This window comes from Rhizobium alarense (assembly GCF_021555155.1).
Lineage (GTDB): Bacteria > Pseudomonadota > Alphaproteobacteria > Rhizobiales > Rhizobiaceae > Rhizobium_D > Rhizobium_D alarense.
The window spans coordinates 27,383-51,680 of sequence record NZ_JAKGBU010000026.1; the positions used below are offsets into that span (position 1 = coordinate 27,383).

A 24,298-nucleotide genomic window follows, 5' to 3' on the forward strand; every position below is an offset into this window, starting at 1 on the left:
ATCAGAACTTCCTGGCGGACTTCGGGAGATAGCGGCGCAGTCGGAGATGCCGCAGGAATCGCACGTTGCGCTCAACGACGTCGGCAAGCAAGCCGGGGTCGAAATCGGTCCAGATTTCGCCGGTCAGCGTGTCCAGTCTCCTGTTGACTGCGCGTTCCAACCGCTGGCGGTTGCGGAGGTGGAAGTCGACCAGCGACACGGCCATGATGTAGATCTTGCGCACGCAGTTGTCCGGCAGGCGGGCGTCATGAGCATAGCGCACGCAGTCCCGGATGGCGCCGAAGATGTCGAGTTGCCGCATGTCGCCGACGGAGCGCAGCGTCGGGCGCGGCTCGCGCCGATAGTAGATGTTGTTGACCGAGGAGCAGACATAGAAATCCGCTTCCGCATGCATGCGAATGACCGTCAGCCGGTCCTCGGCCGTATGCAGGTGATCGGCATAGCCGATCTTGCGGTCGCGCAGGAACTTCGCGTCGAAAACGCCCGCCCAGGCAAAGGGATAGTCGACCATGGCTGTCTTGTCGACAGGTACGAAGCCACTGATCAGGGCGCTGATCGGGATGTTGCAGACCGATTCCGGCGGTTTTCCGAGCTTGCGCAAAGGACCGTTGAACTCGATGTGCCCCGAGCGCACGAAAGGCGCCTCGAATTCCTTCGCTTGCTGAATGAGCGCGGAATAGTAGCCCTCGCCGACATAATCGTCCGAATCGAGATAGGCGATGTAGTCGCCCCTGCTCTCGGCGAACCCCCGGTTGCGGGTCGCCCCGAGGCCTATGTTCTTCTCGTTCTGCAGCACCCGGAACCGGCTGTCGCCGGCCGTCAGCCGGGTGACGATGTCGAGGGTGCCGTCGGTCGATGCATCGTCGATGAGGATATATTCCGCATCCTCGACATTCTGCAGCTTAAGGGACGCGATGGTCTCCGGAACGACGGTTTCGACGTTGAAGCAGGGCACGATGACGGAAAAGGGCATGAAAGATTTTCTTCTCGAGGACGTGCGGAAGGGCGACGCCCGTTCATCAGTGTCTTCGTATAAAAAGTGTGGACCGCCTTTTCAAGACGAATGGGCGTTCGTTACGGCCACTTTCGGCCGAATATGTGTCGGCACGAAATGATGGCCGCTGCCGGCAACGGCTTCCGGTCCCCCGTGCTGCCTTCGATCCGTCGATCGTCAGCCGGTCTCGTGCCAACGCGCCTTCCGCTTTTCAAGGAATGCCGCGATCCCCTCCTCCGCCTCCGGCGTCTCCCACGTATCCGCAAGCCGCGTCAGCGTCATCTCGATCGTCGCATCGTCGATCGGTGCCGACAGGCCGTGGACGAGCGCCTTGGCCGCGGCAACGGCGGCCGGTGCCGCGGCCAAATAGGGCCTCAACTCCGCCTCTGTCGCGTCGTCCAGCGTCGCAAGCGGGACCACCCCGTTCAGAAGACCGATGCGCTGCGCCTCGGCCGCATCGAAAAACCGGGCGGAGGTGAACAGCCGAAGCGCGGCCGAAGCGCCGATCCGGGCAATCACATAGGGGCTTATCGTTGCCGGTATGAGGCCGAGCCTCGTCTCCGTCAGACCGAAACGCGCGTCGGTGACCCCGACCGCCGCATCGCAGACGCTGATCAGGCCGACGCCGCCGCCATAGGCCTGGCCGTTGACCCGCGCGACCAGGGGCTTCGGCAGGTCACGCAGCGCCTTCAGCATCAGCGCGAGCTTGCGCGCCTCTGCCATGCGCTGCTCGCGGCTCGCCGCCATTTGCTCCTTCATCCAGTTGAGATCGCCGCCGGCGCAGAAGCTCTCGCCCTCGCCCGTCAGCACCACCACCCGGATGTCCGCATCCTCGGCGATCAAACCCGCGACCGCGGCCAGTTCGCGGATCATCAGCGCCGAGAGCGCATTGTGCTGGGCGTGGCGCCGCAGCGTCAGGGACGCCACGCCGCGCCGGTCCACGGAAAGCGAAATCGTCTCGAAATGCATCACGAATTCCTCCCCAAAGCGTTCGTTGCCACGCCTCCGCCGACGAGCGCGCGGGCGAAGGCCGCGGCCTCCTCCAGCGCCGGTACGTCGAGCCCGGTCCTGAACCCCATGCCCTCGAGCATAGCGACGACCGAGAGCGTGTCGACATTGCCCTTGGCACCGGGGGCATAGGGGCAGCCGCCGAGCCCGGCAACGGAGGCGTCGAAGATGCGCAGCCCCTTGTCGAGGCTGATCCGGATGTTGTCGAGCGCCAGCCCGCCGGTATCGTGGAAATGGCCCGCAAGGTTCTCCGGAAAGGCGACGGCACGCACGGCGTCCAGCATTGCCGCCGTCTCCTTCGGCCGCGCCCGGCCGACCGTGTCGCCGAGGCTGACTTCATGGCACCCGAGATGGAACAGCCTCTCGGTGACCCGCGCAACCTCGCCGGGCGCGACAGGTCCGTCATAGGGGCAAACGACGACACAGCTGACATAGCCGCGCATCGGAACGCCGTCTGCCGCCGCCGCCTCGGCGACGGGCACCAGACGCTCCAGGCTCTCCGCGATGGAACAGTTCAGGTTGGCGCGCGAAAACCCCTCGGATGCGGAAATGAAGATCGCGATCTCGTCGACGGCGGCGGCCCTCGCGGCTTCATAGCCCGTGATGTTCGGGACGAGGGCCGAATAGGTCACGCCGGCGTGGCGGGCAATGCCAGCCATGACCGCCGATCCGTCGGCAAGTTGCGGCACCCATTTCGGGCTGACGAAGCTCGTCGCCTCGATGCGGGCATAGCCGCAGGCGGAGAGTTGGTCGATCAGCGCGATCTTCTGATCGGTCGGGATCAGCCGCTTCTCGTTCTGCAGCCCGTCGCGCGCCGCCATCTCGACGATTTCGACGGCGTCGCTCATGGCGCGGCGCTCCCTTCGAGCGTCAGCAGCAGCGCGCCCTCGCTCACCTGCGCACCGACCGCCACCGCGAGTTCGGCGACGACGCCGTCTCGGGGTGCGGCCAGCACCAGTTCCATCTTCATCGCCTCCATTGTCACAAGCGGCTGCCCCCGGGCAACCGTCTGGCCGGCTCCCACCGACACCTGCCGGACGAGCCCCGGCATCGGCGCCCGGATCGTGTCGCCGCCCGTATCGGCCTCGCCGTGATGGCCGGGCATCTCCGGCCGGACGAAGACATGGCATGATCCGCCTGCGGACACCGAAAGGGTGTCGCCATCGCGCACGACCGACGCATCGAGGATGCGCCCGCCGACATCGGCGCGGAGAGACGTTCCATCGCAATCGAGCATCGTCAGCGACAGGCGCTCGCCCTCCACCTCGACCGCATAGCGCCCGCTACCCTCGACAGAGACGCCCACCTCTGCCTCCCGGCCTTCATATTCCAGGAAGACCGACTGCCGGTTTCCGCCCCACAGGCGGAAGCCCGCGAGTGACAGCCAGGGATCATCCGACATCGGCGAACCGAAAAAGCCGAGGGCCGCGATTGCCGCAAGCGCGACCGTTTCGGCTGAAGGCAGCGGATTACCTGCCAGAGCGTCGCCAGCGCGGGCGATCAGGCCCGTGTCCACGTCGCCAGCCGAAAAGTCCGGATCGCGGCAGAGCCGAGTCAGAAAAGCAGTGTTGCTGGCGACGCCGGCGATCCGGCAGCGCCGAAGTGCCGCCTCCAGCCTGCCAAGCGCGATATTGCGATCGGCGCCATGGACGATCACCTTGGCGATCATCGGATCATAGAAGGGCGTGACATCGTCGCCCTGGCGGACACCGGCATCGACGCGCGCCACATCCTCCGGCAGGTCGAACAGGGCGAGCTTGCCGGTCGCCGGCAGGAAACCCTTTGCCGGATTCTCTGCATAGATGCGTGCCTCGAAGGCCCAGCCATCGATTGACAGGTCCTCCTGCTGCTTGGGGAGCGGCTCTCCGGCCGCAACCCGCAACTGCCACTCGACGAGGTCGAGGCCCGTGATTGCCTCGGTGACCGGATGCTCGACCTGCAGCCGCGTGTTCATCTCCATGAAAAAGAAGCGATCCGGCCGAAGCCCCTCCGAGACATCGGCGATGAACTCGACAGTGCCCGCCCCGCGATAGCCGATCGCCTCGGCAGCGCGAACCGCTGCCCGGCCCATCGCCTCGCGCATCCCGACGGTCATGCCCGGCGCCGGCGCCTCCTCGATCACCTTCTGGTGGCGGCGTTGTACCGAGCAGTCGCGCTCGAAGAGATGCACGACATTGCCATGGGCATCGCCGAAGACCTGCACCTCGATATGTCGGGGTTTCGCCATATACTTTTCGACCAGCACGCGCCCGTCGCCGAAGGCAGCCTCCGCTTCACGCCGGGCGCTTGCGAGCGCCATACCGAAATCTTCGGCCACATCGACCCGGCGCATGCCCTTGCCACCGCCACCGGCGCGCGCCTTGATGAGCACCGGATAACCGATCGCCGCCGCGCGGGCCGCGAGGCAACCGGCATCCTGTTCCTCGCCATGATAGCCGGGTACAACCGGAACGCCGGCCTTCTCCATCAGCGCCTTCGCCGCATCCTTCAGCCCCATGGCGCGGATCGCCGGCGCCGAGGGGCCGATGAAGACGAGCCCGGCCGCTTCGACCGCTTCGACGAAATCCGGGTTCTCCGACAGGAAGCCATAGCCTGGATGCACCGCTTCGGCGCCGCTTGCCTTGCAGGCAGCGATGATCGACGGAATATGGAGATAGCTCGCCTTCGCCGCCGCAGGGCCAACGCGCCAGGCCTCGTCCGCCATCTCGACGTGCAGCGCCTGCCGGTCCGCGTCCGAATAGACGGCCACGGTTGCGATGCCGAGCCGCCGGGCGGTGCGGATGACCCGGCAGGCGATCTCGCCCCGGTTGGCGATCAGGATCTTCTTGAACATGCGATTTCCGTTCCGCCTCTATTTGGCAGCGACCGCCTCGACCTCGATCAACCATTTGTCGTCGAAGATACCGGCGATCACCACGGTGAGCGCCGGCGCCACTGTGCTCAGATATTCGCTGCGAATCTCCCTGTTCGCCGCCGCGTGTTTGCGGTCGGCGAGATACATCGTCACCTTGACGAGATCGGCCTTCGACATGCCGGCCGCCTTCAACTGCGCCTCGACGTTCAGCCAGACCTGACGCGCCTGCGCCTCAAAGCCCTCCGGCACCATGTCGTCCGACGTCACCGGGATCTGCCCGCTGATCAGGAGCAGCGTCTCGTATCCCGTCAGCTTCACGGCCTGCGAATAGCCGCCATGCGGGTCCGGTGCACTCTTTGCGTTGATGTTTTCCCGTTTCATCGTCTGCCTCCCCAGTTGGTTAGCCTACATTCTGAAGATCCCGAAGCGCGTCGGCTCAATCGGCGCGTTCAGCGTTGTCGCGAGTGAAAGTCCGAGTACGTCGCGCGCCTTGCGCGGATCGACGACGCCATCGTCCCAGAGCCGCGCAGAAGCATAGAGCGGGTGACTCTGGCGGGCGAACATCTCGATCGTCGGGCGCTTGAACTCCGATTCCTCCTCCGCCGACCACGAACCGCCGTTTCGCTCGATGCCCTCGCGCTTCACCGTCGCCAGCACACCCGCGGCCTGCTCGCCGCCCATCACGGCAATGCGGCTGTTCGGCCAGGTCCAGAGGAATCGCGGCGAATAGGCCCGGCCGCACATGCCGTAATTGCCGGCACCGTAGGAGCCGCCGATCAGCATGGTCACCTTCGGCACGTTTGCGGTCGCAACCGCCGTCACCAGCTTGGCGCCGTTCTTGGCGATCCCTTCCGCCTCGTATTTCCGCCCCACCATGAAGCCGGTGATGTTCTGCAGGAAGACGAGCGGGATGCCGCGCTGGCAGCAGAGCTCGATGAAATGCGCCCCCTTCAGCGCCGCTTCCGAGAAGAGCACGCCGTTGTTGGCGAGAATGCCGACCGGGATGCCGTGGAGATGAGCAAAGCCGCAGACGAGCGTCGTCCCGAAGCGCGCCTTGAATTCGTCGAACCGCGAACCGTCGACAAGGCGCATGATGACCTCGCGCACGTCATAGGGAACGCGCGTGTCGGCCGGCACGATGCCGAGCAGTTCCTCCGGATCGTAAAGCGGCGCTTCGCTTGCGATCCGCTCGACCCCGACCTTCGGTGCGATTCCGAGATTGCCGGCGATCCGGCGCGCCAGCGCCAGCGCATGGTGGTCGTCGCGGGCGAGATGATCGGCGACGCCGGAAAGCCGCGTATGCACGTCGCCGCCGCCGAGATCTTCCGCTGTGACCACCTCGCCCGTCGCCGCCTTTACCAGCGGCGGGCCGGCGAGGAAGATCGTGCCCTGGTTCTCGACGATCACCGTCTCGTCGCTCATTGCCGGCACATAGGCGCCGCCCGCCGTGCAGCTTCCCATCACGACCGCGATCTGCGGAATACCCTTCGCCGACATCTGCGCCTGGTTGTAGAAGATGCGGCCGAAATGGTCGCGGTCCGGGAACACCTCGTCCTGGTTCGGCAGGTTGGCGCCGCCGGAATCGACGAGATAGAAGCACGGCAGCCGGTTCTGTTCGGCGATCTCCTGCGCGCGGAGATGCTTCTTGACCGTGATCGGATAATAAGTGCCGCCCTTCACGGTCGCGTCGTTGCAGACCACCATGCAGTCGCGCCCGGCGATCCGTCCGATGCCGGTGATCAGCCCGCCGCCGGGCGACGCGCCATCATGGAGCCCGTACCCGGCAGTGATGCCGATTTCCAGAAAGGGCGAACCCGGATCGATGAGCTGCGCCACCCGGTCCCGCGGCAGAAGCTTGCCCCGCGCCACATGCCGCTCGCGCGCCTTCGCCCCACCCCCGTCGAGCGTGGTCGCGACGGCTTGCCCGACAGTATCGATGGCATCGAGCATCGCCTTCCGGTTGGCTGCAAAGGCATCGCCGACGGTCGAGAGCTGAGAGTTGAGGGTACTCATTGACAGCATCCATATGATATCATATTTTGGTATCTCGCCATCGATGAAGACGGAATGGCGCCCGTGCGTACCAAGCATCGCAAGCCGCTCGAAGCCATTTTTGCCGATCCGATCAGCGGGACGATCGCGTGGCGTGATGTCGAAAGCCTGCTGGAAACGCTTGGCGCGGCAATCAGTGAAGGCAGCGGTTCGCGCGTCCGTTTCACGGTCAACGATGCGACGCTTTTCGTCCACCGCCCGCATCCGCAACCGGAGGCGAAGAAATACGTCATCCGCAATGTCAGGGACTTCCTGACGAGCCTGGGAATTACGCCATGAGGCCCTACAAGGGATATACCGGAACCGTCGAATTCGATGAGGACGACATGGTCTTTCACGGCCGCCTCGTCGGGATCGGCGACATCGTGACCTTCGAGGCGGAAACGGCGCAGGATCTGGTTCAGGCGTTCCGCGACAGCGTGGACGACTATCTCGCCTTCTGCGCGGAGCGCGGCAAACCGCCGGAAAAACCCTTCTCCGGCAACATCTCGTTGCGAATGGCGCCCGAACTCCACGGCCAGGTCGTCCGCGCCGCCGGCAACCGGGCCAAATCGGTGAACCAGTGGATCACCGATACGCTGAGCGAAGCTGCCAGCCGCGATGCCCAGTCGGCCAGCCAGGTCGTGAAGGTCAACCGGTAGAGAGCCGGACCGCCGCCGAGCACGCATCATCGGCTCTCCTCGAATATTTCCCGGCCGATCAGCATTCGCCGGATCTCGGACGTACCCGCACCGATCTCGTAGAGCTTGGCGTCGCGCAGCAGCCGGCCGGTGGCATAGTCGTTGATGTAGCCGTTGCCGCCGAGCGCCTGGATCGCTTCGAGCGCGAGGCGCGTCGCGTTTTCCGCGGCATAGAGAATGCAGCCTGCGGCGTCCTTGCGGGTCGTCTCACCCCTGTCGCAGGCAGCCGCGACTGCATAGACATAGGCGCGCGCCGAGTTGAAGGCGACATACATGTCCGCCACCTTGCCCTGCATGAGCTGGAACTCGCCGATCGGCCGGTCGAATTGCCGGCGCTCGTGCAGGTAGGGCACGACGATGTCAAGGCAGGCCGCCATGATGCCGAGCGGACCGCCGGAGAGCACGACGCGCTCGTAGTCGAGGCCGGACATCAGCACGTTGACGCCGCGTCCCTCCGCGCCCATCACGTTCTCGGCCGGCACCTCACAGTCGGAAAACACCAGTTCGCAGGTGTTGGAGCCGCGCATGCCGAGCTTGTCGAGCTTCTGCGCCGTGGAAAAGCCCTTAAAACCCTTCTCGACGAGAAAGGCCGTGATGCCGCGCGGCCCGGCGGTCGGATCGGTCTTGGCGTAGACGACGAGCACGTCGGCATCCGGCCCGTTGGTGATCCACATCTTGTTGCCGTTCAGCACATAGCGGCCGCCGCGCTTCTCGGCCCGGAGCTTCATCGACACGACATCGGATCCCGCGCCCGGCTCGGACATGGCGAGCGCGCCGACATGGTCGCCGGAGATCAGCTTCGGCAGGTATTTTGTGCGCTGCTCCGCCGAACCGTTGCGCATGATCTGGTTGACGCAGAGGTTCGAGTGAGCGCCGTAGGAGAGGCCGACCGAGGCGGAGGCGCGGCTGATTTCCTCCATCGCGACGCAATGGGCGACATAGCCCATGCCGGCGCCGCCATAGTCCTCCGACACGGTGATGCCGAGCAGGCCGAGCGCGCCGAATTCCTTCCAGAGATGCATCGGGAAGGCATTTTCGCGGTCCACCTCCGTCGCAATCGGTGCGATGCGTTCCGCCGCGAAACGGCTCACACTTTCGCGCAGCGCTTCGATCTCCTCGCCGAGCCCGAAACTCATGCCGCCTGCATACATCGTCCCCTCCATTCCTCCGCCGGTCACGCGACGGCCGTTTCCTTCACCGTTCCTGCCGTCTCGAAGGCTGCCAGAAGCTCCGGTTCCCTCGCCTTCACCTTCACGGCCGCGGCCTCCTTCACCGGGCCGAAGCCGCGGATGTCACCATAGCTCGAGAGCAGAGCATCCGCCGCTTCGACATTCTCCGGTCGCAGCCCGGCAAGAACCCGCTCGACCAGTGCCTCGTAGTCAGCGATCAACTGCCGCTCCATGCGCCGCTCGGCCGTCCGCCCGAAGACATCGAACACCGTGCCCCGCAAAGCCTTCATCGCCGCAAGCATCCGGAAGACAGTCAGCATCCAGCGACCGAACTGCCGCTTCTTCGGCCGGCCGCTGGCGTCGACGCCGCGCTTGAGGAAGGGCGGCGCGAGGTTGAACGAAATGCGGTAATCGCCCTGGAACTGCGCCTCGAGGCCGGCGCGGAAGGCCGGATCGACATAAAGCCGCGCCACCTCGTATTCGTCCTTGTAGGCAAGCAGCCGGGCATGCACATGCGCGACGGTGCGCACCAGCCGGTCGCCGGCGCCAACGCGACGGCTCGCCTCGGCGACGCGATCCACCAGCGCCTTGTACCGTCCGGCAAGGGCCGCGTCCTGGTAGGCCGTCAGGTGTCGCATGCGGTGGGCGATCAGGTCGTCCGTCGCCATCGTTTCCAGCGTCGGCGCCTGCTCGCGGTTGCCCATCAGCGCCTCGACCGTCTCCGGCGCGTGTGCCAGCAGCCGGCCCCAGTCGAAGGCCGCCTGGCTCGCCTCGACGGCGACGCCGTTGAGCCCGATCGCCTGTTCGATCGACTGGCGCGTCAGCGGAATCAGGCCCTTCTGCCAGGCGTAGCCCGCCATCATCAGGTTGGTGGCGATGGCATTGCCGCAGACCGTTTCGGCGATCGCCGTGAAATCGCGGAAATGCGACGGCTCGCGCAGCACCTTGCGCACCGTCGCCTCGACGTCGCCGCGCCTGAAGTCGAAATCGCGGTTGCGCACGAAATCGGCCACCGGCGTCAGCCGGGTGTTGACGACACCCGTCGCCCGCCGGCTGTCACAGAGCGTGACGGCATCCTTCGAGGCACCGACCACGTCGTCGGCCGCGATCAGCAGATCGGCGCCGCCGGTGACGATGCGCGGCGAGGAGACGTCCTGCTCGTGCAGGCCGATGCGCAGGTGGCTCATCACCGCACCGCCCTTCTGGGCGAGGCCCGCCATGTCGAGGATCATCGGCGCCTTGCCGTCGAGATGGGCCGCCATGCCGAGGATGGCGCTGACCGTCAGGATGCCCGTGCCGCCGATGCCGGCGATCGCGATATTGTAGGAGCGGTCGCCGATCGCGACGACTTTCGGCTCCGGCACACCGGAAATGTCCGGCCGGCCAGCCGAGCGCTTGCGCAGCCTGCCGCCCTCGACCGTCACGAAGGAGGGACAGAAGCCCTTGAGGCAAGAGAAATCCTTGTTGCAGGTCGACTGGTTGATCTTGCGCTTGCGGCCCATCTCCGTGTCGAGCGGCTCGACCGAGACGCAGTTCGACTGGACGGAACAGTCGCCGCAGCCCTCGCAGACCGCCGGATTGATCATCACGCGTTTCGGCGGATCCTCCAGCAGCCCCCGGCTGCGGCGCCGGCGCTTCTCGGCGGCGCAGGTCTGCACATAGACGATGGCCGAGCAGCCGGGCGTCTCGCGCAGTTCCCGCATCACCGTGTCGAGCTCGTCGCGATGCAGCACCTTCGTGCCGGGCGCAAGGCTGGCGGGCGGATAGACGTCCGGCGTATCCGACAGGAGGTAGATCGGCGCCACACCCTCGTCGTGGAGCTGGCGCACCACCAGCTCCGGGCTGAGCGGTCCGTCGACGGCCTGCCCGCCGGTCATGGCGACCGCATCATTGTAGAGCAGCTTGTAGGTAATGTTGACCTTCGCCGCGACCGCCTGCCGGACGGCAAGGATGCCGGAATGGAAATAGGTGCCGTCGCCGAGATTGACGAAGACGTGCTTCTCGTCGGTGAAGGGCGCGATACCCGTCCAGGTGACGCCTTCCGCCCCCATATGGGTGAAGGTCTCGGTGTTGCGGTCCATCCACTGGACCATGAAGTGACAGCCGATGCCGGCGAGTGCCCGGCTCCCCTCCGGTACCTTCGTCGACGTGTTGTGCGGACAGCCGGAACAGTAATAGGGCACGCGGGCGACGGGCGCGACATGGCCCTTGCGCAGCTTCTCGCGGCCGAGCAGATAGTCGAGTTCGTCGGCAATCAGCCGCTTCAGGCCGGCATCGAACTCGAACTGCAGCAGCCGCGCCGCAATCGCCCGCGCCACCATGCCGACGGTGAGCCCTTCCGACAGCGGCAGGAAATGGTGATCCTGATGGTCGAACTTGCCGACGATGCGCGGCCGCTCGCCCGGATGCCAGTTGAAGAGCTGCTGCTTGATCTGGTGCTCGATGACCTCGCGTCGCTCCTCGACGACGAGCACTTCCTCCAGCCCTGACGCGAACTGGCGCACGCCTTCGGGCTCCAGCGGCCAGGGCATGCGCACCTTGTAGACGCGCATGCCGATCTCGGCCATTTCGGCCGGCCCGATCTGGAGTTCCCGCAAGGCTTCCAGCACGTCCTCATAGGCCTTGCCCGAGGCGATGATGCCGAAGCGCGCCTTCGGTGAGTCATGCGTCACCTCGTTCACCCGGTTGGCGCGGGCAAAGGCGATGGCGGCATAGCCCTTGTAGGTCTGCAGCCGCTCGTCCTGCACCAGCGGCGGATCCGGCCAGCGGAGATTCAGCCCGCCCGGCGGCAGCTCGAAATCGGTCGGGATGTGAAACTGCCGCTTTTCCCCTGCAAGGCCCACCGTCGCCGTCGTCTCGATCGTGTCGGAGATCACCTTCATCGCGACCCAGCAGCCGGAATAGCGCGACATGGCGATGCCGAGCAGGCCGTATTCGACGAGTTCCTGGATGGAGGACGGATAGAGCACCGGGATGATCGCCGACATGAAGGCATGGTCGGACTGGTGCGGGATCGACGATGACTTGCAGGAATGGTCGTCGCCGGCAAAACAGAGCACGCCGCCGTGTTTGGCCGTGCCGGCGGCGTTGGCATGCTTGAAGACGTCGCCGGAGCGGTCGACACCCGGCCCCTTGCCGTACCAGTAGCCGACGACACCGTCCTTGCGCGCGCCCGGCGAGAGATGAAGCTGCTGGGTACCCCAAATGGCGGTTGCCGCCAGATCCTCGTTGACGCCGGGCCGGAACTCGATGCCATGCGCCGCCAGATGCCTGCCCGCCTTGGCGAGCTGCTGGTCGTAGCCGCCGAGCGGCGAGCCGCGATAACCGGAGACGAAGGCGGCCGTGTTGAGGCCCGCTGCATGGTCGCGCCGCATCTGGACGATCGGCAGGCGCACCAGGGCCTGGATACCGGAGAGGAAGACCCGCCCCTCCTCTGCCGTGTATTTTTCCTCGAGAGAAAAGGTCTGCTTGAGCATTCCATCCTCCTTCTCGATGGCCCTCCTCCACGACGGCCATCCTCCCTATTTAGGATTCTACGCCGGGATAAGGAGACGCGCGTCCCTATTTTGCCGGGGGAAATTCACGATTTCGGGATGCCATCCGCAATCAGGGGTATTCCGCGGGATGTCATCCTCCGATTGGCCGCTGCGTGCGAATTCATGTTGCATCGCAACACCAGCAACCGGTCGTCAGACAGGCACTTCCAGCGTGTTCTTGAGTTCGTCGAGAGCAAAGCTCGAATTCACGAAGCCGACGCCCGGAAGCTTCAGCAGCGCCTTCTTCAGGATCTCCTCGTATTGCCTGACACTGCTCGTCAGAACGCGCAGCACATAGTCGTGCTCGCCGGTCATCGAGTAGCACTGCACGACCTCGGGCATGGCGCGCACCGCCCGTTCGAACTCGAGCAGCGTCTCCTCATCATGCTGCTTCAGCCGCACGAAACAGAAGACGGAGACGTCGTAGCCCACCATCTTCGGATCGATCCGGATGACGCGATCACGGATGATACCGAGCTTCTCCATCTCCTTGATCCGACGCCAGCAGGGCGTATGGCTGAGCCCCACGCGCTGGCCGATCTCGGCAACCGTCAGCTCCGGCTCCTTCTGCAGGAGCCTCAGGATCCTGCGGCTTGTCTCGTCCATGGTCGTGCGTCCTCCTCGCGCGGCCGGGCCGAAGCCCCCGGCCGCGACTATGGCGGGCCGGGCGGCTTTCGGCAATCGCCGACGATGCGCCGCCGCCGTCATCGGCGCCCGCGCGAATGCAGCGGGCAAACGACAAAAAAGCTTCACGAAGCCTATTGACGCCGCACGGGAATTTTGGTCTATGCGCCCCCATCGGATGGGCGTGTAGCTCAGCGGGAGAGCACTACGTTGACATCGTAGGGGTCACAAGTTCGATCCTTGTCACGCCCACCATTCGAGTTTCTGAAGGCCTTCCGAGCGATCGGGAGGCCTTCTTGTTTTCTCCGGCGCGCCTGGCGAATCTCGATGCCGGTACGCGACCGCCTCGCAGCGTCACTGCCGCGGGTCGCTCAGCAGAATCGCGTCCAGGTCGCTCGGCGTCTTCGACGTCCGGGTCGTCTGGGGGTTCGTGACGATGTCGATCGGCGCGGTGACCGTCGTGGCGGCGACCTTGCCGATGCCGCCCGCCGTCCCGGCGACGACCGCCGTGATCCCCTCCCCGAGCGAGACATCCGAATCGGTCAGCGTCTGGCCCGTCACCAGCCGTTTGCCGATCAGCTGAACAATCTCGGGACTTTCGGCAAACTTGCCGTGATTGAGGCCGTCTTCGGTCTTCACCGTCGTCAGGTCCACGACCGTGATGCCGGCGCGCTCGAGTTGCGTCCGATAGGGTTCGTCCGCAGGATTGATGGCTCCGAGCCGCTGGACGTCGCCGGAAATGAAACGCGACAGGGCCAGCGCCTTGTCGTCCTGCGAGACGAAGATCGTGAAGTTCGGCCGTTCGGCGCCCAGTTCGGTGAACTGCCGCGCGAAAACGTCGACATCGATGTCCGGCGAGGCAAGAATGACATTCTTGATCTTCGACGCCACGTGGCCGTCGCGGATCGCCATCTGCCGAAGCGCCTCCATGGTGAGCCACGTTCCCATCGAATGGGCCAGCACGGTCACGGTGGTGACATCCTCCTCCTTCGCAACCGTGCGCAGCGCGGTCTCCAGCATGGTGCGAGAATAGTTCGTGCTTTCCTTGTCATAGTTGTAGTCGAACAGCTTGGCGCGGGACGGCCAGGTGAACAGGATCGGCGCCACATTCGCACCGGAGTCGTGCACGATCTGCGCAAACCGGAAGACTGCGTCCTCGTAGCGATTGTTGAAGCCATGAACGAAGATCATGACATGGCCGTCATGTCTGTGGCGTTCGAACCAGACACGCCCGCCGCCCGGCGACGGCAGTTCGTCAACCCGGACGACGGCGAACTCGGTTTCCGGATTGGCAGGCAGCTTCTTCGGCCACTGCACCGTGCCGGGCGTCCGGTGCTCGTCGGAAGGAATGGAGACCGCGACACCGGTGAGATAGGGAACGGCACTTCGTTCGCCCGAGAAAAGCGTTGCCGGATCGCCCGAGGGCGCCCGGCTGGTCGCGACGAGCATCTCGACGACGCTGCCGGCCGTGTCGGCTTCTGCATAGGCAACCGGAGCCATGACGCCCTTCGGCCGGCCGCCGCAGGCGCTTACCGCCAGCGTGATCATGACGACGAACGCGACCCGCAGGCAACCTGCGACCCCGGACCGTGCAGCATCGTTTCTCCGCCAGCATGCCATGTCGCTCTCCGGGCCGGTCACTCGACAAATCTCTGTAAGTCCAAAGAGCCACGGAGGCAAATGAAGATCGAACGATACCGGGGCGCGGCACGGATCTGCGCCGGGCCTGCGGCAGACGCGCAACAAGCAAAGGTGTGTGCCATCCCGCAATTTGACTTTTGCCGGCAGTGTGCATAATTCGCGGATCGGAGCCTGCCCGGGAGGAATATGATGCTTGCCGAAATCCCAGCCGTTCTCGTCCTCAATCCCAGGGACAATGTCGGTGTCGTACCGGCCAACGCGGATGCCGGGCGGGCGCTGGTGAACGGGGTGGTTGCGGCCGAGCGCATTCCGCGTGGCCACAAGGTGGCAATCGTGCCGATTGCCGAGGGTGCGCCGGTGCTGAAATACGGCCAGATCATTGGCTATGCGACGAAGGCGGTTCGTCCCGGCGAGCATGTGCACCTGCAGAATCTGGCGATCGTCGACGTTGCCCTGCAGCACGAATTCTGCGTCGACAACGCCCAGCCTGTGATGGTTCCGGAGGCCGAGCGGCGCACCTTTGACGGCTACGACCGCGGCAATGGCCGCATCGGCACGCGCAACTATATCGGCGTGCTCTCGACGGTGAACTGTTCCGCCACCGTTTCGCGCTACGTGGCCGAACACTATGCCCGCAAATTCCGCGAGGCCGGCCACGACAACATCGACGGCGTGGTGGCGCTCACCTATGGCGGCGGCTGCGCGATCAACATGAAGTCGGAGGGCGGGCGCATCCTGACGCGCACCTTCAAGGGCTATGCGCGGAATCCCAATTTCGGCGGCATCCTGATGATCGGGCTTGGCTGCGAGACCTTCCAGTACGGCCCGCTGATCGAGGAAGCCGGCCTCGAGGAGGGCAGGACCTTCCGCAAGATGATGATCCAGGAACAGGGCGGGACGAAAAAGACCATCGAAGCAGCCTGTGCGATGATCGATGACATGCTGCCGGACGTCGGCCGCATCCGCCGCACGCCGCAGCCGCTCTCCGGCATCAAGCTGGCGCTCGAATGCGGCGGCTCGGACGGCTATTCCGGCATTTCCGCCAACCCCGCGCTCGGCGTCGCCTCCGACCTGCTGGTGAAGGAGGGCGCGACGACGGTTCTCGCCGAAACGCCCGAGATCTACGGCGCCGAACATCTCCTGACCCGCCGCGCGGCGCGTCCCGAGGTCGCACAGAAGCTTCTGTCCCGCATCGAGTGGTGGCGGGACTATACGGCGAAGAACGACGCCGAACTCAACAACAATCCCTCGCACGGCAACAAGGCCGGCGGGCTCACAACCATTCTGGAAAAGTCGCTCGGCGCCGTCGCCAAGGGCGGCTCGATGCCGCTCAACGCGGTTTATGAATATGCCGAGGAGGTGACGGAACCGGGTTTCGTCTTTATGGACACGCCCGGCTACGATCCGGCGGCCGTCACCGGCCAGATCGCCGGAGGCTGCAATCTCGTCGCCTTCACCACCGGCCGCGGCTCGGTCTCCGGCTACAAGCCGGCTCCCTGCATCAAGATCGCCACCAACACGCCGATGTACGAACATATCAGGGACGATATGGACATCAACTGCGGCACCATCGTCGATGGTACCGAGACGATCGAACAGGCCGGCCGCCGCATCTTCGACTTCGTCATAGAGACGGCATCGGGCAGGAAGACGGCAAGCGAAGCCTACGACTACGGCGACAACGAGTTCGTGCCGTGGCAGGTCGGCGCGATTACTTGACGGCGACCGTCGGCAAGGAAGCAAATTTGATCCATCCTGACGCCACCGTGTGAAGAAAAATCCTCTCCCGAAATTTTGCACGCTACGGCGGATGCTGGTGATTGCCGCGGGCCTGTTCTCCTGCGGTAGCGCAATCGCGCATGCCCAGACGGTGGGTGCCCGGGTGCCCGGAAACTACCGGGGTGCCGGCTACTGGTTCCCGGGGATCGTCGAGAAGATCGGCATCGCCTATGGCGACGGCGACAGGGAGACGACGAAGACGGGCCGCTGCCTCAGCCGCTGACGAACAATGGCGGGCATTGCCTGCCCCTGCCCTCACGCGTGCATGACGATATTGACGAGCGTGCCCGCGGGATCGCGCACGAAAAAACGCCGCACGCCCCAGGGCTCATCCACCGGTCCATACTCCACGGGATAACCGCCCTTCACGACGGCGGCGTAAACGGCTTCCAGATCATCCACCTCAATCGACAGTCGCGGCACCGGCGTGCCCGCACCGCCTTCCGAGGCGAAACTGACCTGCAAGGGCATGGTGCCGCGGGTGCCATAGGTGGCGATCCAGCCGTGGTCCATCAGCAGGTCCAGCCCGAGTATGTCCTTGTAGAAGCCCGAGACGGCGGACGGATCGGCCGTCTCGATATTCGCGGCGATGCGTTTGACCTTCATCAAAACCTCCTCAGCGCGCAAGCGGCGTCGCATAGGCCGGCATGTCCGGCCGGTGCGCTTCGCGCAGGTCCGAGACACGGGCGATGACCTTGGGCAAGGAAACGGCGATGTGATGGCGCAGCGCCTTCGCCGCCCGGTCGCTGTCCTCCACGTCGAGCGCGCGAAAAACCGCAAGATGCTCGGCGATGAACGGCTCGTCGGCGGGCATGCGGTGCGAGACGCCGATGATGTGTTTGCTGACGTTCAGCATGAAGCGCGCGCGGCGGAGCGCGATCAGCAGTTCCCGGTTCGGGCAATGGCCGAGGCAGGTGATGTGCAGGTCGGTTTCAAGGCCGTCCATCGCCTCGACCGAAAGATCCGGGTAAACGGCCAGCGCTTGTTCCAGGCGGCGAATCATGTCCCGTCGTTCGGCGGACGGTATCAGGGGCGCGGCCTGGATCAGTGCCAACGGCTCGAGTGCAACGCGGATGTCGCAGAGATCGTGCATGCGCTTCTCATCGAGCGGCACCAGCATCCAGCGCATGCGCTCGTCCTTCTCGACGATGCCGAGCGCCTCCAGCCGCAGGAGGGCGTCGCGTGCGACCTGCCGTCCAACGCCATGGGCTCTGGCGAGTTCGACTTCGTTGAGGCGGTATCTGCCGAAAACGGAAAGGTGGACGATCTCCCGCTCGAGTCCGTCATAAATCGCCTCCCAGCCCGGCGCCTTGCGAAGGCCCGGCACCTCCTCCGCGAACCCCAGCATGCGCGGCGTCAGCGCGATCCTCTTCGGCGCGTTACGCCCTTGGCCGACGAGAAAGCCGCGACCTTCGAAGCGGCGGATCAGGCCCGTTTCCTCGAGAAGGACGAATGCCTGACGGACTGGCGTACGGGTCGATAGAAACACGTTTGCGACCGGGCCCTCCAGCAGGATCGCGCCCCGAGGCAACCGGCCCGACGCGATCGATTCGGCCAGCACATCGCGGATGCGGACGTAAAGGGGACTCTTGTCGACCGGTGTGCCGGTGCTCTCGACCTTCGTATCCATCCCACCTCCCGCGCCGGACCCGGCGCGGACCATCTCACAATTGCATTCTGCCGACAACGGTCACGCCGCGTCGGCTTTTGCAACGAAATTGCGCAATATCGCGCAAAAAACAGCCATTCCTTTCGTGACGCGGCCGTCGATTTGCGCTAGGGAACCCTGTCTGGCGCCCGGCAGCGCTCGCAGCGGACGGTTGCCGGGCAGAATCGATACCAAGGACGTCATCATGCCCGCATATCGCTCCCGAACCACCACTCACGGCCGCAACATGGCCGGTGCCCGCGGCCTCTGGCGCGCAACCGGCATGAAGGATTCGGATTTCGGCAAGCCGATTATCGCGGTCGTGAACTCCTTTACGCAGTTCGTGCCCGGCCATGTGCACCTGAAGGACCTCGGCCAGCTTGTTGCCCGCGAGATCGAGGCTGCCGGCGGCGTCGCCAAAGAGTTCAACACGATCGCCGTCGACGACGGCATCGCCATGGGCCATGACGGCATGCTCTATTCGCTGCCGTCGCGCGAGATCATCGCCGACTCGGTCGAGTACATGGTCAACGCGCATTGCGCCGACGCCATGGTCTGCATCTCGAACTGCGACAAGATCACGCCCGGCATGCTGAATGCAGCCATGCGCCTCAACATCCCGTCCGTCTTCGTCTCCGGCGGGCCGATGGAGGCCGGCAAGGTCGTGCTGCATGGCAAGACGCACGCGCTCGACCTCGTCGACGCGATGGTCGCGGCCGCTGACGACAAGGTTTCCGACGAGGACGTCAAGGTCATCGAGCGTTCCGCCTGCCCGACCTGCGGTTCCTGCTCCGGCATGTTCACCGCCAATTCGATGAACTGTCTGACGGAAGCGCTCGGCCTCTCGCTGCCCGGCAACGGCTCGACGCTCGCGACACATGCCGACCGCCGCCGCCTGTTCGTCGAGGCCGGCCACCTGATCGTCGATATCGCACGCCGCTATTACGAGCAGGAGGACGAGAGTGTCCTGCCGCGCAATGTCGCCAACAGGAAGGCCTTCGAAAACGCGATGTCGCTCGACATCGCCATGGGCGGCTCGACCAACACGGTGCTGCATATCCTCGCGGCCGCCTACGAAGGCGGCATCAACTTCGACCTCAAAGACATCGACCAGCTGTCGCGCAAGGTGCCCTGCCTCTCCAAGGTCGCACCGGCCAAGCAGGACGTGCACATGGAAGACGTGCACCGCGCCGGCGGCATCATGCGCATCCTCGGCGAACTGGACCGCGGCGGCCTCATCCACCGCGACACGCCGACGGTGCATGCCGAAACGCTCGGCGACGCGATCGACCGCTGGGACATCACCCGGACCGGCAGCGAGACCGTGCGCACCTTCTTCCGCGCGGCACCCGGCGGCATCCCGACGCAGGTCGCCTTCAGCCAGGAAGCCCGCTGGACCGAGCTCGACACCGATGGCGAAAAGGGCGTCATCCGCTCCGTCGAGCATCCCTTCTCGAAGGACGGCGGCCTAGCCGTTCTCTCGGGAAACATCGCGCTCGACGGTTGCATCGTGAAGACGGCGGGTGTCGATGAATCGATCCTGAAATTTTCCGGTCCGGCCGTCGTCTTCGAAAGCCAGGATGCGGCGGTGAAGGGCATCCTCGGCAACGAGGTGAAGGCCGGCGACGTCGTCGTCATCCGCTACGAAGGCCCGAAGGGCGGCCCCGGCATGCAGGAAATGCTCTATCCGACGAGCTACCTGAAGTCGAAAGGCCTCGGCAAGGCCTGCGCGCTGATCACCGACGGCCGTTTCTCCGGCGGCACGTCCGGCCTGTCGATCGGCCACGCTTCGCCGGAAGCCGCCCAGGGCGGCGCGATCGGGCTCGTCAGGAACGGCGACCTCATCGAGATCGACATCCCGAACCGCACGATCAACCTCGCTGTCGCCGAAGACGAACTCACGGCCCGCCGCGCCGAGCAGGACAGGCTTGGCTGGAAGCCGGCGACACCCCGCAAGCGCAACGTCACGACGGCGCTGAAGGCCTATGCCGCCTTCGCCGCCAGCGCCGACAAGGGCGCCGTGCGCATTCTGCCGGAGTAAGCTTTTGCCGGGCGCGGGATTTTCTTCCGCGCCCGGTTCCGTCCCAGCGTCCGTTTGAGAACGCCGGTGGCTGATACGTCGGAGCAGAAGCGGATGGACCCTGCACAGGCGGGTCGGCCTCGGATGCGCTCGCTGACGTCGCTCGTCGCCATTTGTCTTCGTATTGCGCTCAGCTGAGTTCTTGAGCGAGTCCGATGAGGAGCCCTTCAGGCCCACGGATGTAGCAGAGCCGATACACGTCCTTATATTCCACAACGTCGCCTACGAGCTGCGCGCCGCGCGTGCGGAGCCTTTCAAGCGTCTCATCGATGTCGTCCACGGTGAACATGACGCGCAGGTAGCCGAGCGCGTTGACCGGGGCGTTCCGGTGATCTGCGACGACAGGCGGCATGAGGAAGCGGGAGAGCTCGAGCCGGCTGTGGCCGTCCGGTGTGCGCATCATGGCAATCTCGACATGCTGATCGCCCAGTCCGGTGACACGTCCGGCCCATTCTCCTTCGATGGCGGCCCGCCCTTCGAGCTCGAGACCGAGTTCGCGAAAGAAATCGATCGTCGATTCGAGGTCTTCGACGACGATTCCTACATTGTCCATCCGCTTGAGCGCCATGTTTCCAATCTCCAAGGTGCCGCCTGGCCCAGCAACGTACGCTTCAGGTGTCCCCAACGCCGGCGGCCGTCCGGACCCAACTCGCGGCGGCCCACATCAGAAGCGTGAACATGGATCGCCTCAAACCGCCATCCCGTTTTCAAACGGTCTCTCAGAGATAACGCGTTTCGGCCGGTGTGTTCCACCAGGCATTGTTTCGCCCGTCGAAATACTGGATCGGTAGCTCCGCCAGTTCGCGCGGCTCGACATCATCGAGGCAGGCGACGTTGATCGAGACGTAGGCGCCGCCGATCGCCTCGATATAACCATGCCCGAAGGGGGCGATTCCGCAGGTCTTGCAGAAGCGGTGGTGCCCGCTCATCGTGCCGAACTGGTAATCCGCAAGATCTGCCTCGTCGCATTGCAGACGGAACGCATCCGGCTTGATCTGCGCGCCCCAGTAGCGCTTCTTGGTGCAGATCGAACAATTGCACCTGCCCGTACCTTCGGAGAGATCGACATCCGCCTCATAGCGGATTTTCCCGCAGTGGCAGCTTCCCTTGTAGGTTTTCAACATGATGCTCTCCTCGCTTGCACCGGTCAAGTCAAAATGACAATATGTTGTCAAATCACTCTCTCAGAATGACAGCATATTGTCAATATGAACCCCGATCGTACCCCCCCCGGCGATGCTTTCGCCACCTTCGCCATTTCCGTCCTGCGCCTTGCCGGACATTTGCAGAATGCCGGCGACGCACTGGCCAAACCCGCGGGCCAGACGAGCGCCCGCTGGCAGGTGCTTGCCGCCGCCGACCACGCACCGATGTCGGTTGCCGATGCCGGCCGGACGCTGGGCATGACGCGGCAGGGCGTGCAGCGCGTCGCCGATCTGCTCGCGAAGGACGGCCTGATCGCCTACCGCAGAAATCCTGTGCACCAGCGGGCGAAACTGATGGTCCTGACGAACGCCGGCAAGGCGGCACTCGACCGTATCAAGGAGCGGCAGGCGGTCTGGGCCAATGCGCTCGGCGCCACCCTCGGCGGCAAGGAATTGGAGGAGGCAACCAAAACCGTCATCGCGGCGTTACAGGCCGTTGAGAAACAATCCGTGCCGGAAACGTGACGCTCCGGTGCTTTGACACAGACCATAAATGTTGATACCAACGCATTTGTCGAATGTCCGTGAAAGAGGAGTTCCGAGCATGAGACCGAACCACCGGATCGTATCCCGCGAAGAGTGGCTGGAGGCCCGCAAGAGCCTTCTTGCCATGGAGAAGGAGGAGACGAAGCTGCGCGACAAGGTGCGCGCCGAGCGGCTTTCTCTTCCCTGTGTCGAGGTCGACAAGACCTATGCATTCGACACGCCGGCAGGCCGCAAGACGCTGACGGAGATCTTCGACGGCCGCAGCCAGCTCGTCATCTATCACTTCATGTTCGGGCCCGAATGGGAGGCCGGCTGCCCCGGCTGCTCTTTCCTCGCCGATCACATCGACGGCATGCTGCCGCATCTGAACAACCACGACGTCACCATGGTCTGCGTTTCCCGCGCGCCGCTCGACAAAATCGAGGCCTACCGGAATCGCATGGGCTGGACGTTTCCCTGGTATTCTTCCTTCGGCAGCGACTTCAATTTCGATTACCATGTCTCCTTCACCAAGGAAGAGCTGGCCAGCGGCAAGGTCATGTACAATTTCCGTGAGACGGACGCGGCCGACGCACATGACGAACTCCCGGGCTTGAGCGCCTTCTTCAAGGACGAGAGCGGCACCGTCTATCACACCTATTCCGACTATGCCCGCGGCGGCGAGGAGGTGCTCGGCACGCTGATGATCCTCGACCGCGCGCCGAAGGGCCGCAACGAGACCGGCACGCTGAGCTTCGTGAAGCGCAAGGACGAGTATGAAGCCGCGGCCAAGCCCGCCTCCTGTTGCGCCTGAGCGGCAGCAAAGACCGATTCCACCCCAACTGAGGAGAGCGTCCCATGGCAAGCGCCGGTGAATTCATCTGGTACGAAATGATGACGACGGACATGGACGCAGCCGAAGCCTTTTACACGTCGGTCGTCGGCTGGGATGCGGCAGACGCGGGAATGCCGGGTCCGAAATACACGCTGCTATCGAGAAACGGTGTGAACGTTGCCGGCCTGTCGACGGTCGAGGGGGGCATGCCGCCCGCCTGGCTCGGCCATGTGCTTGTCGAGAACGTGGATGCGACGGCCGACAAGGCCGTTGCCCTCGGCGGAAAGATCGTCGCCGCGCCGCAGGACATCCCCGGCATCGGGCGTTTCGCCGCGCTCGCCGACCCCGATGGCGCGGTCATCCTGATCTTCCGCGGCGACGGCGACCCGCCGCCGAGTCTCGGTCAGATGGACGAGGGTAATATCGGCTGGCACGAGCTGATGGCCGGCGACCTTGACGGGGCATGGGCCTTCTACTCCGCCCTTTTCGGCTGGGTGAAGGACCAAGCGATGGACATGGGCGAGATGGGCACCTACCAGCTCTTCAAGCTCGACGGCGGCGCGGCCGCGATCGGCGGCATGATGACCAAGCCGAAAGACGTGCCGGCCCCGCCCTACTGGACCTACTACGCCAATGTAGACGCAATGGATGCCGCGATCGAGCGGGTCAAGGCGGGCGGCGGCCAGATCGTCTTCGGCCCGATGGAAGTGCCCGGCGGCGCATGGGCGGCCAACGGCATCGATCCGCAGGGCGCATTCTTCTCGATCGTCGCGCCGAAACGCTGATCGCTCAATCCACCCGTCCATGCTCCGCCAGAAAATCCAGCACGACACGGATCCGCGCCGGCATCACCCTCCCCTGGTCGACGAAGACGGCATGGAACGTTTCCCGTTCCGTGCCGCTGAAGTCTTCGAGCACCGGCGACAGGAGACCCGCCTCGATATCTCTCCCAACCGTGAAAATCGGCAGCCGGGCGAGCCCGACCCCGCACAGCGCGAGGGTACGGATCGCCTCGCCGTCACTCGCCTGGACGCGACGCCCCGGCGGCAGCACGACCGTTTCACCCGCCTCCGCCAGCGGCCAGCCTTCGGTCGCGCGCCGGTATCCCGGGCCGATGCGGATGTGAGCGTCGAGGTCGGCGGGGATCCTCGGCCTGCCCGCACGCGCGAGGTAGGCGGGCGAACCCACGATGACCATACGCGTCTCGCCGAGCGTGCGCGCGACGAGGCTCGAACTCTTCAACGGACCGGCACGCACAGCGATGTCGGTCCGGTCCTCGAGCAGGTCAACGACCGCGTCTGTCTGGACGATGTCGATCGCAATCTCGGGATAGCGCAGCAGGAAATCGGGCAGCACCGGCGCAAGCACATGGGTCGCATAGGACGCGCTGACATTGAGCCGGACCCGACCGCTGGGCCGATCGGCAGCGGAGGCTGCGACTTCGGCCTCCGCCAGCGAATCGAGGATCCGCACGCTGCTCTCGAAAAATACGCATCCTTCCGGCGTCAGTTGCAGACGGCGGGTGGTGCGGTTGACGAGCCGTGCGCCGAGGCGGGCTTCAAGGCGCGAGACGAGCTTGCTTACGGCGGAAGGCGACATGGCGAAGATCCGCGCCGCCGCCGAAAAACCGCCGGCCTCGACGGCCGTGACGAAGACCTCCATCTCGCCCGACCGGTTGACGGAGAGTCGCGACATATGAATTCATCTCACAAATGATGTTCGTTTCGC

24 protein-coding genes and 1 tRNA gene are annotated in these 24,298 nt (G+C 64.9%); 9 read left to right on the forward strand and 16 right to left on the reverse strand.

Features of this window, described 5'->3' with window-relative positions:
• Position 1: 1 nt before the first annotated feature.
• From LXM94_RS10365 to LXM94_RS10390, 6 genes are all read right to left on the reverse strand, one after another.
• Positions 2 to 973, reverse strand: coding sequence for a glycosyltransferase family 2 protein (locus LXM94_RS10365; RefSeq protein WP_235771161.1), 972 nt, complete (start codon positions 971 to 973; stop codon positions 2 to 4).
• A 198-nt stretch (positions 974 to 1,171) separates the two neighbouring features.
• The gene (locus tag LXM94_RS10370) at positions 1,172 to 1,966 is read right to left on the reverse strand and encodes a crotonase/enoyl-CoA hydratase family protein (RefSeq protein ID WP_235771163.1); all 795 of its coding nucleotides are present in this window, start codon (positions 1,964 to 1,966) and stop codon (positions 1,172 to 1,174) included.
• Positions 1,963 to 2,850, reverse strand: coding sequence for a hydroxymethylglutaryl-CoA lyase (locus LXM94_RS10375; protein ID WP_235771164.1), 888 nt, complete (start codon positions 2,848 to 2,850; stop codon positions 1,963 to 1,965). The genes LXM94_RS10370 and LXM94_RS10375 overlap by 4 nt, the downstream gene beginning before the upstream one ends.
• Positions 2,847 to 4,835: an acetyl-CoA carboxylase biotin carboxylase subunit gene (locus tag LXM94_RS10380; RefSeq protein WP_235771166.1), complete on the reverse strand. Its 1,989-nt coding sequence runs from the start codon at positions 4,833 to 4,835 to the stop codon at positions 2,847 to 2,849. Before LXM94_RS10380 ends, LXM94_RS10375 begins: the two co-directional genes overlap by 4 nt.
• 18 nt (positions 4,836 to 4,853) lie before the next feature.
• On the reverse strand, positions 4,854 to 5,237 hold the full coding sequence (locus tag LXM94_RS10385) for a RidA family protein (protein WP_235771167.1): 384 nt from the start codon (positions 5,235 to 5,237) through the stop codon (positions 4,854 to 4,856).
• Between the two features lie 24 nt (positions 5,238 to 5,261).
• Positions 5,262 to 6,869, reverse strand: a complete 1,608-nt coding sequence (locus LXM94_RS10390) for a carboxyl transferase domain-containing protein (RefSeq protein WP_235771169.1) — start codon at positions 6,867 to 6,869, stop codon at positions 5,262 to 5,264.
• 54 nt (positions 6,870 to 6,923) lie between these two features.
• Between LXM94_RS10390 and LXM94_RS10395 the strand changes: the two genes are divergently transcribed.
• Both LXM94_RS10395 and LXM94_RS10400 read left to right on the forward strand, forming a co-directional pair.
• The gene (locus tag LXM94_RS10395; RefSeq protein ID WP_235771171.1) at positions 6,924 to 7,187 is read left to right on the forward strand and encodes a type II toxin-antitoxin system HicA family toxin; all 264 of its coding nucleotides are present in this window, start codon (positions 6,924 to 6,926) and stop codon (positions 7,185 to 7,187) included.
• Positions 7,184 to 7,549 (forward strand): type II toxin-antitoxin system HicB family antitoxin, encoded by a 366-nt coding sequence (locus tag LXM94_RS10400; RefSeq protein WP_235771173.1) that lies wholly within the window; start codon positions 7,184 to 7,186, stop codon positions 7,547 to 7,549. Before LXM94_RS10395 ends, LXM94_RS10400 begins: the two co-directional genes overlap by 4 nt.
• Positions 7,550 to 7,575: 26 nt before the next feature.
• Here the strand turns inward: LXM94_RS10400 and LXM94_RS10405 are convergent, their stop codons facing one another.
• From LXM94_RS10405 to LXM94_RS10415, 3 genes are all read right to left on the reverse strand, one after another.
• Entirely contained in the window at positions 7,576 to 8,724 is a 1,149-nt protein-coding gene (locus LXM94_RS10405) for an isovaleryl-CoA dehydrogenase (protein WP_408015619.1), read from the reverse strand.
• A gap of 38 nt (positions 8,725 to 8,762) precedes the next feature.
• Positions 8,763 to 12,233, reverse strand: coding sequence for an indolepyruvate ferredoxin oxidoreductase family protein (locus LXM94_RS10410; protein ID WP_235771175.1), 3,471 nt, complete (start codon positions 12,231 to 12,233; stop codon positions 8,763 to 8,765).
• Between the two features lie 213 nt (positions 12,234 to 12,446).
• Positions 12,447 to 12,899 carry an Lrp/AsnC family transcriptional regulator gene (locus tag LXM94_RS10415; RefSeq protein WP_235771177.1) on the reverse strand — a complete coding sequence of 151 codons (453 nt, stop codon included), beginning with the start codon at positions 12,897 to 12,899 and terminating at the stop codon, positions 12,447 to 12,449.
• A 198-nt stretch (positions 12,900 to 13,097) separates the two neighbouring features.
• Between LXM94_RS10415 and LXM94_RS10420 the strand changes: the two genes are divergently transcribed.
• Positions 13,098 to 13,172 (forward strand) — tRNA-Val (locus LXM94_RS10420).
• 99 nt (positions 13,173 to 13,271) lie between these two features.
• Here LXM94_RS10420 and LXM94_RS10425 read toward each other — a convergent pair.
• Positions 13,272 to 14,537 (reverse strand): alpha/beta hydrolase, encoded by a 1,266-nt coding sequence (locus LXM94_RS10425; RefSeq protein ID WP_408015617.1) that lies wholly within the window; start codon positions 14,535 to 14,537, stop codon positions 13,272 to 13,274.
• A 207-nt stretch (positions 14,538 to 14,744) separates the two neighbouring features.
• Between LXM94_RS10425 and LXM94_RS10430 the strand changes: the two genes are divergently transcribed.
• Positions 14,745 to 16,277 (forward strand): UxaA family hydrolase, encoded by a 1,533-nt coding sequence (locus LXM94_RS10430; protein ID WP_235771179.1) that lies wholly within the window; start codon positions 14,745 to 14,747, stop codon positions 16,275 to 16,277.
• Between the two features lie 91 nt (positions 16,278 to 16,368).
• The gene (locus LXM94_RS10435) at positions 16,369 to 16,560 is read left to right on the forward strand and encodes a hypothetical protein (protein WP_235771181.1); all 192 of its coding nucleotides are present in this window, start codon (positions 16,369 to 16,371) and stop codon (positions 16,558 to 16,560) included.
• 32 nt (positions 16,561 to 16,592) lie between these two features.
• On the opposite strand, the gene LXM94_RS10440 is transcribed toward LXM94_RS10435, so the two are convergent.
• The 3 genes from LXM94_RS10440 to LXM94_RS10450 are packed head-to-tail and all read right to left on the reverse strand — an operon-like array spanning position 16,593 to position 18,192.
• Positions 16,593 to 16,943, reverse strand: coding sequence for a VOC family protein (locus LXM94_RS10440; protein ID WP_235771182.1), 351 nt, complete (start codon positions 16,941 to 16,943; stop codon positions 16,593 to 16,595).
• A gap of 10 nt (positions 16,944 to 16,953) precedes the next feature.
• Entirely contained in the window at positions 16,954 to 17,967 is a 1,014-nt protein-coding gene (locus LXM94_RS10445) for a GntR family transcriptional regulator (RefSeq protein ID WP_235771183.1), read from the reverse strand.
• A gap of 60 nt (positions 17,968 to 18,027) precedes the next feature.
• On the reverse strand, positions 18,028 to 18,192 hold the full coding sequence (locus LXM94_RS10450; RefSeq protein ID WP_235771184.1) for a hypothetical protein: 165 nt from the start codon (positions 18,190 to 18,192) through the stop codon (positions 18,028 to 18,030).
• On the opposite strand from LXM94_RS10450, the gene ilvD reads away from it, so the two are divergent.
• Positions 18,191 to 20,026 (forward strand): dihydroxy-acid dehydratase, encoded by a 1,836-nt coding sequence (gene ilvD, locus LXM94_RS10455; RefSeq protein WP_235771185.1) that lies wholly within the window; start codon positions 18,191 to 18,193, stop codon positions 20,024 to 20,026. The two genes, LXM94_RS10450 and ilvD, sit on opposite strands and share 2 nt — an antisense overlap.
• Positions 20,027 to 20,195: 169 nt before the next feature.
• Here the strand turns inward: ilvD and LXM94_RS10460 are convergent, their stop codons facing one another.
• Both LXM94_RS10460 and LXM94_RS10465 read right to left on the reverse strand, forming a co-directional pair.
• The gene (locus LXM94_RS10460) at positions 20,196 to 20,633 is read right to left on the reverse strand and encodes a VOC family protein (RefSeq protein ID WP_235771186.1); all 438 of its coding nucleotides are present in this window, start codon (positions 20,631 to 20,633) and stop codon (positions 20,196 to 20,198) included.
• A 151-nt stretch (positions 20,634 to 20,784) separates the two neighbouring features.
• The gene (locus tag LXM94_RS10465; RefSeq protein ID WP_235771187.1) at positions 20,785 to 21,189 is read right to left on the reverse strand and encodes a GFA family protein; all 405 of its coding nucleotides are present in this window, start codon (positions 21,187 to 21,189) and stop codon (positions 20,785 to 20,787) included.
• Between the two features lie 84 nt (positions 21,190 to 21,273).
• On the opposite strand from LXM94_RS10465, the gene LXM94_RS10470 reads away from it, so the two are divergent.
• The 3 genes from LXM94_RS10470 to LXM94_RS10480 all read left to right on the forward strand — a co-directional run bounded on the left by LXM94_RS10470 (position 21,274) and on the right by LXM94_RS10480 (position 23,355).
• Complete coding sequence (locus LXM94_RS10470; protein ID WP_235771188.1) at positions 21,274 to 21,735, forward strand: MarR family winged helix-turn-helix transcriptional regulator; 462 nt, start codon at positions 21,274 to 21,276, stop codon at positions 21,733 to 21,735.
• 79 nt (positions 21,736 to 21,814) lie between these two features.
• Entirely contained in the window at positions 21,815 to 22,549 is a 735-nt protein-coding gene (locus LXM94_RS10475) for a DUF899 domain-containing protein (RefSeq protein ID WP_235771190.1), read from the forward strand.
• A gap of 44 nt (positions 22,550 to 22,593) precedes the next feature.
• Entirely contained in the window at positions 22,594 to 23,355 is a 762-nt protein-coding gene (locus LXM94_RS10480) for a VOC family protein (protein ID WP_235771192.1), read from the forward strand.
• A 4-nt stretch (positions 23,356 to 23,359) separates the two neighbouring features.
• Here the strand turns inward: LXM94_RS10480 and LXM94_RS10485 are convergent, their stop codons facing one another.
• On the reverse strand, positions 23,360 to 24,265 hold the full coding sequence (locus LXM94_RS10485; protein WP_235771193.1) for a LysR substrate-binding domain-containing protein: 906 nt from the start codon (positions 24,263 to 24,265) through the stop codon (positions 23,360 to 23,362).
• Positions 24,266 to 24,298: the final 33 nt, after the last annotated feature.